The 7,789-nt window shown below is 28.7% G+C and carries 5 protein-coding genes; all 5 read left to right on the forward strand.

What is annotated here, in order from left to right; translation table 11 throughout:
• A partial coding sequence (locus AADI82_RS11845; protein WP_341216641.1) for a hypothetical protein occupies positions 1 to 803 on the forward strand: 803 nt, incomplete at its 5' end.
• A gap of 9 nt (positions 804 to 812) precedes the next feature.
• Positions 813 to 3,560, forward strand: a complete 2,748-nt coding sequence (locus AADI82_RS11850; RefSeq protein WP_341216642.1) for a TonB-dependent receptor — start codon at positions 813 to 815, stop codon at positions 3,558 to 3,560.
• A 17-nt stretch (positions 3,561 to 3,577) separates the two neighbouring features.
• Positions 3,578 to 4,768 carry a DUF4249 domain-containing protein gene (locus AADI82_RS11855; RefSeq protein WP_341216643.1) on the forward strand — a complete coding sequence of 397 codons (1,191 nt, stop codon included), beginning with the start codon at positions 3,578 to 3,580 and terminating at the stop codon, positions 4,766 to 4,768.
• 39 nt (positions 4,769 to 4,807) lie between these two features.
• Positions 4,808 to 5,980 carry a DUF4249 domain-containing protein gene (locus AADI82_RS11860; RefSeq protein ID WP_341216644.1) on the forward strand — a complete coding sequence of 391 codons (1,173 nt, stop codon included), beginning with the start codon at positions 4,808 to 4,810 and terminating at the stop codon, positions 5,978 to 5,980.
• 10 nt (positions 5,981 to 5,990) lie between these two features.
• On the forward strand, positions 5,991 to 7,757 hold the full coding sequence (locus AADI82_RS11865) for a hypothetical protein (RefSeq protein ID WP_341216645.1): 1,767 nt from the start codon (positions 5,991 to 5,993) through the stop codon (positions 7,755 to 7,757).
• Positions 7,758 to 7,789: the final 32 nt, after the last annotated feature.

Consider the following 7,789-nt stretch of genomic DNA (forward strand, 5'->3'; position numbering starts at 1 on the left):
CCTCTGTCGAAAAAATTTATTACCTTGAGTTATTTAATGAATATTGCAAATGGAAAGATTCAATTTCCTATTTATTTTATATAATGTTTAAGCTAAAACATATTTCTATTTATTTTTTTCTACTGACAGCTATTTCAATAAACTGCCAAACATCAACCAATGATAAAGCACTTTATAAATGGTTTGATACTAATGTGGGGCTCGAGAATATTGGTCTTTTAAATGGAACTGCATATACTGAAAAATATAGAACTAGTAATGGTAATCATGAATTTTATTCATCCTCATCTTTTCAAACTGGTGACATAGTTTATAATGGACAGCCGTATTTTGATATAGCAATGAAATATGATATACATAACGATGAAATTATAGTTGAAGTTCCAACCCAAACAAACTCCTTTTCTATTCAATTAATCAAAGAAAAAGTTTATAGTTTTTCCATAAACGGATCTAACTTCATCTCTATAAGAGACTTAACAAATGAAAATAGCTTTTATGAAGTTATTATAGAAAGCTCAAAACTTGCTGTTTATAAAAAAAATATTAAAACCTCAAATAAATACTATTCTGGAAGATCTATGCTTTATAGCTTTAAAAGCAAAGATGAATATTTGCTTTACTTTAAAAATGAATATCATAAAATAACAAAATCTAAAAAAAGCTTAATCAAGTTGTTACCAGAATATAAAAAAGAAATCAGCTCACTCTATAAAACGCAAAGTGAATTGTTGAATATAAATTATGATCTTTTTATACAAAAACTAGTGAAAGAGTTAACTAATACCCTATCCAAATTATAAGTGCAAATAATGAAGAATTTTCTATGTCTATTTCTATTTTTCAATATTACGTACACTTTACTTGCTCAAAAAAATGATAAGGAAATATCGATACAGTTTGAAAACTCGAGTAAAATTGATGTTATCAAACAAATTGAAGGTATTACAGGTTATCAATTTTACTTTATTAAATCTTGGTTAGATGATACTTTAATATCTGGCAAATACAATAATACTTCTCTAAATATTATACTTAACGATATATTTAAAGACACAACAATTAATTATTATATATCACCTAACAAAGAAATCATTTTAACAAACAACAGCTTAATACGTGATGAACTACCACTAAACTTTATTAAAGAAGAGTATAAAAAAAATGATGCTAATAGCATTTCAGAGCCTGTATTTTTTAAAGATGAGGATTTAAATAAAAATATAGAAATAATAAAAATTGGAAAAGAAAACACCAATTTATCTCAAGAAAATTTTATACTTTCTGGATATGTTAGAAATAAAATAACTAAAGAACCTTTAATAGATTTGGTTTTAACTGTTAAAGACAAAGATATTAATGCCGTTACAAACCAAGATGGTTACTATTCTTTAACACTTCCATCTGGCATTAATTTAATTGAATTTAAATCTTTAGTAGTTAAAGGGGTAGTTAAAAAAATTGTAATTTATAATAATGGAAAAGCAAATTTTGATTTAGACGTTAGTGCTGAAGTACAATTAGATGAAATTGTTATTACATCTCAAAAAGACAGAAATGTTGCTGAAGTAATTGGTGGAATAACCAAAATAGAAATAGAAGAAATAAAAACTATTCCGTTAGTTTTAGGAGAACGCGATTTGTTAAAAGTTGCCACAGCGTTACCCGGCATTTCTACAGCAGGTGAAGGTGCAAGTGGTTATAACGTAAGAGGTGGAAAAACAGACCAAAACCTTATTCTTATAGACGAGAGCATTGTTTATAATCCAACACACTTTTTTGGCATATTTTCAGCATTAAATCCATTCACAGTGGGTAGTCTTGAGATTTATAAAGGCAATATTCCTGTAGAATTTGGTGGTAGACTGTCTTCGGTTTTTGATATTAAAACAAAAAAACCGAATACAGAAAAGCTGTCTGGAGAAGCTTCTATTGGTCCAGTTACTAGTAATATAATGTTAGAAATACCAATTGCAAAAGAAAAATCATCATTGCTTATTGGCGCCCGTGGTACGTATTCTGATTGGGTATTAAAATCTTTAGATGATGAAGCGCTTAAAAACAGTCAAGCTTCGTTTTATGATCTTATTTTAAAATACGACCATAAAATAAATGATAACAATAATATTGAAGCTACAGGCTATTATAGTAAAGATAGGTTTAGTATTACTTCTGACTCATTATTTAGTTATAGCAATCAACTAGCTACATTAAAATGGCATCATACATTTAATAAAAAAAATAAAGGAAGTTTAATACTTAATAATAGCCAATATCAATTTAATATAGGATTTGAAGCTAATGCCGATAAAGATTTTGATTTAAACTATAAAATAAATGAAACGCTTATTAAGTATAAAATGAATACTGCAATTAATGATAAGCACAAGCTAAATTATGGTGTATCAAGCAAGTTATATACTTTAAATCCAGGAAGTAAAGAACCTTTGGGCGAAAACTCTATCATAAACCCCATTATAATTCCTGAAGAACGTGGTTTAGAATCAGCATTTTTTATATCAGACAATTATAAAGTTAACGAAAAACTCTCATTAAGTTTAGGGCTTCGCTATTCATTTTACGCCTCGCTAGGCGCAGCTAATGAAAGAATATATGAAGCTGGACAGCCCAGAAATGAAGGTACTTTAATTGAAACAAGAACGCATTCAAAAAACGAAGTAATAAAAACATACGGTGGTCCTGAAATTAGGACTTCGGCACGTTATTTTTTAACCGAAGATTTATCTATAAAAGCGGGATACAGTAGTACATATCAATACATACATGCGCTATCTAATAACACAACGCAATCGCCTTTAGATACTTGGAAATTATCTGATTCAAACATAAAACCACAGCGCGCAAATCAATTTAACTTTGGGGTATTTAAAAACTTAGATGATTACGAGTTGAGTGTTGAAGGTTATTATAAAACTTCAAAAGACATTTTAGATTATAAAGTTGGTGCCGATTTATTGCTTAATGAATTTGTTGAAACCGAAGTGTTTCAAGGTGTAGGAAAATCGTATGGTGTTGAGTTTTTAGCTAAAAAAAACAATGGCGATCTTAATGGTTGGTTGGCTTACAGCTATTCTAGATCTTTAATAAAACTAGATAGTGAGTTTAGTGAAGAGCGTGTTAATGATGGTGATTATTTCCCTTCTAATTACGATAAACCACACGATATTAGCTTAGTTGCAAATTATAAAATGACAAAGCGTTTTAGTTTTTCATTTAATTTTGCTTATCAAACAGGAAGACCAGTAACATATCCCGTAGGCACCTATGTCTATTTAGGCAATGAATATGCTTTGTATAGTAACCGAAACGAATTTAGAATTCCAGATTATTATCGATTAGACCTTGGTTTAAATATTGAAGGCAACCACAAAACAAAGAAATTAGCACATAGTTTTTGGAATATTTCTATATACAACGTACTCGGTAGAAACAACCCTTATTCTGTATTTTTTGTTACAGAAAACGGTCAAATAAAAGCTTATCAAAGCTCAATTTTTGCAATTCCAATACCAACTATAACTTATAATATAAAATTTTAAAAGGCTTAAAAAGAAAAATGACACATACCAAAACATATTATATAATATGGATGCTGATGGCTTTTTTTGTTCTTAGTTGTACAGAACCGTTTAATCTTAAATCTATTGATTTTGAAGACGCTTTAGTAATTGAAGCTATTATAACTGATGAAGTTAAGCATCAAGAAATCAAACTCTCTAGAGCCTTTTCTTTAGAAGAATTTACGCCTTCAAAAGAAAGTAATGCGCAAGTTATGATTACTGATGATAACCAAAATACATTTGAGTTTGAAGAAACTGATGCAGGTATATACACATCTAAAACAGCCTTTGGAGCAAGCCCAAATAGGGATTATACACTAACAGTAATTACCAATAATGGTAAAACCTATAAATCGCAACCAGCGCAATTACCAAATATATCTCCAATAAACAACTTATACGCCTCTAGAGAAGTAAACGAAGATACTGGTAATGAAAATATGACTATTTTTGTAGATGGTTTCGACCCTTTAGCAAATACAAAATACTTTCGCTACGAATACGAAGAAACTTATAAGATTATTGCCCCAGCTTTTAAAGACCCTGAATGTGCTTTTGGCGTGTTTACTGATCCACCAAGACCACCAACAGCACATGAGTTGGAACAATGTGCTGAAGCACGAAAAAGGGAAGTGTGCTATAATACAATTGCATCAGACAGTATTATACAATTAAGAACTGATAATTTATCACAAGGCAATTCGTCTGCTTTTCCTGTACATGTAATATCTAGAGATGATGCCAAAATAAGAACACGGTATAGTATTTTAGTTAAACAGTATACACAATCTTTAGAAGCCTTTACGTTTTATAATATTTTGACTAAGTTTTCTAACTCAGAAAGTTTACTTTCTCAAAACCAGCCAGGTTTTTTTAGTGGCAATTTATTTTCTGTTAATGATAGTAAAGAAAAAGTTATAGGATATTTTGATATTTCATCTTTTTCATCAAAAAGAATCTTTTTTAATTTTTCTGATTTCTTTCCAAATGAACCACTGCCACCATTTTTTGGAGATTGCACGCCTTTTGAAATTCCTGACCCTAATGTATTAAAAAGTTTGTTAGAAGCTGAATTGATTGTCGAATTTAGCCACGCTCCAGGCGTTCCAGTGCTTTGGATTGAAATACAGTGTTGGGATTGTAGAAAATTAGGAACAAGTATAAAACCTGAGTTTTGGATAGATTGATTTAATAAAATATTTAATTATAACAACCATAAAAGATAAATGAAACATAACAGAACATATTGTTTAGCGCAAATGCTGACAACTTTTTTTGTTATTAGTTGCACAGAACCATTTAATCTCAAATCTATTGATTTTGAAGACACCTTAATAATTGAAGCTATTATAACTGATGAAGTTAAACATCAAGAAATTAAACTCTCTAGAACCTTTTCTTTAGAAGAATTTACACCTTCAAAAGAAAATAATGCTCAAGTTATGATTACTGATGATAATCAAAATACATTTGAGTTTGAAGAAACTAGCACTGGTGTATACACGTCTAAAACAGCATTTGGAGCTTCACCAAACAGTGCTTACACGCTAACAGTAATTACTAATAATGGTAAAACCTATAAATCTCAACCCACAAAAGCACCTAATACGGTTCCTATAAATAGTTTATACGCATCTGTAGAAATAGATAAAGATACTGGTAACGAAAATATAAGCATTTATATTGATGGATTTAATGGCTCGTCAAGCTCGAAATACTTTCGATACGAATACGAAGAAACTTATAAAATTTTGGCTTCATCTTGGGTAGCTGGAGAATTTATAGTATCAAGCACTGGACAATTAAGTTGGGGTGAATTGTGTTGTAGACCTCCTGAAAAAAGGGTGTGTTATAATACAGTAGCTTCGGATAGTATTATACAGTTAAAAGTTGAAAACACGTCACTAGGAAATCCTTCTGCTTTTCCGGTAAGAGTTATTCATAGAGACAATCCTGTTATAAGAACAAGATATAGCATTTTGGTGAAGCAATATGCGCAGTCTTTAGAAGCATTTACCTTTTACAAAACTTTGAATAAATTTTCAAGCTCTGAAGATGTGTTTTCTCAAAATCAACCAGGATTTTTTAATGGTAATTTATTTTCTGTAGAAAATAGCAAAGAAAAGGTTGTTGGTTATTTTGATATTTCATCAGTTTCAACAGAAAGAATCTTTTTTAATTTTTCTGATTTTTTTCCTAATGAACCACTACCGCCTTATTTTGAAGATTGTACTATTTTTCAAATTAATGATATTAGTAAACTAACTGAATCTGTAATAAACAATAAAGTTGTTTTTCACAGCTTGGTTCCCGACCAACTACCCAATGTAGTTAATGCTTCATGTGGAGATTGTACAAAAATAGGAACTACTACAAAACCAGATTTTTGGGTTGATTAAATTAATGAAAATGAAAAAAAACATATACATACTTATTATTTTATTTTCTAGTGGTTTCTCTGTATTCCATAGTCAAAATATAGATAAAAAAGATATCAATTTAAGCATTAATGATTTTCCGCAGGAAAAAATATTTGTTCATTTTAATTCTACTTTTTTAGTTTCTGGAGAAAATTTATTTTACAAAATTTATTGCCTTAATGCCAATACTAATAAATTTAGTAACCTAAGTAAAATAGCCTATGTTGAATTAATAAATTCTGATAAAAGCACAGTTCTTAAGCATAAAATATCATTAAAATCTGGCTTAGGGAAAGGAGATTTTTTTATTAATACATCTATTCCTTCTGGCAACTACAAGCTTATTGCTTATACACAATGGATGAGAAATGGAGGAGAAAATACTTTTTTTCAAAATGATATCACTATAATAAACCCCTTTAGGGCGAACAAAAAGTTAAAGGTAAAAACAAGCGAACATAAAGAGGCTATTAAAAATGAGAATGATGATGATATTAAAATTTCAAAAAGTCCCATTAAAAGTGAATTTTTAGAAGTAAATACAAACAAACAAAGTTTTATAAATAGGGAAAAAGTAGTTTTGACTATAAAAGGTCTTAAAGGAAAGTTATCTCATGGCAACTATTCTATTTCTGTTAAAAAAATAGATTCAGTTAATGCACCAAATATGATTAATTTTACTTCATTTTCAAACAAAAGACAATTAAATAAAGTAACTAAAGACTCAATACTATTTCTTCCTGAATTAAGAGGAGAATTATTAACTGGTAGAGTTTATTTTAAGGATTCAAATATCCCAAAATCTAATATAAAAGTTGGCCTTTCTATACCTGGTAAAGAATATATATTCAAAATCGCTACAACTAATAAATCTGGTATGTTTTATTTTAATGTGGATGAAAAATATGAATACCCCAATGCAATTGTTCAAGTTATGGATGTAAAAAGAGATGGATATAGGATAGAACTTGACAATTACAAATCACCAAAATTTGATGATTTATCATTTAATGATTTCGAACTATCACCTAGTTTAAATAATTTAATATTACAAAAAAGTATTTCTAATCAAATTGAGAATGCATATCATAGTATTAAAAATGATAGTATTATTCCTGTAAAATCAAAACCTCTATTTTATAAGTCTAAAGAGATAAAATATTTTTTGAACGATTATACAAGATTCAAAACACTAAAAAAGACGATCACTGAAGTTATTGACGCAGCATATGTTGCACAAAAAAATGATGAATATACATTTCACATAAAATTTTATAATCAGATTACTAAATCTGATTTATTACCATTAGTATTAATTGATGGCGTTCCAATTCAAAACCATAATGACATAATCGATTATGATGCAAAAAACATAAAATCAATTAATCTTGTACGCAGTAGATATAATTATGGAGGACAATTTTTTATGGGAATCATTTCAATAGAAACAATTGAAGGAGATTACAAACATTTTTCAACTGATAGTTATATTAAATATTTTGAATTAGAAAAACCACAAGTAAATAAAAATTACTTTAAGCAAGTATATGATAACAATGTCGATTTAAAACGTATTCCAGATTTTAGAACTCAGTTATTTTGGTTTCCAAATTTCAAATTTAATACAGACGAAATCCAATTTTATTTTTATACGTCAGACTATATTGGTGAATATGAAATTTGTATAGAAGGATTTACAAATAATGGAAACCCAGTTTCTTCAAGAAAAATTATCAGTTTAAAAAATTCTTTTTAAAACTATCATTTCAAAGAATTAATCCAAGCCGC

Source organism: uncultured Wocania sp. (assembly GCF_964021735.1).
Classification (GTDB): domain Bacteria; phylum Bacteroidota; class Bacteroidia; order Flavobacteriales; family Flavobacteriaceae; genus Wocania_A.

Bases quoted from the DNA above. Each gene is read 5' to 3' on its own strand.
- AADI82_RS11850 (WP_341216642.1), top strand. From the start codon at position 813: ATGAAGAATTTTCTATGTCTATTTCTATTTTTCAATATTACGTACACT.
- AADI82_RS11855 (WP_341216643.1), top strand. From the start codon at position 3,578: ATGACACATACCAAAACATATTATATAATATGGATGCTGATGGCTTTT.
- AADI82_RS11860 (WP_341216644.1), top strand. From the start codon at position 4,808: ATGAAACATAACAGAACATATTGTTTAGCGCAAATGCTGACAACTTTT.
- AADI82_RS11865 (WP_341216645.1), top strand. From the start codon at position 5,991: ATGAAAAAAAACATATACATACTTATTATTTTATTTTCTAGTGGTTTC.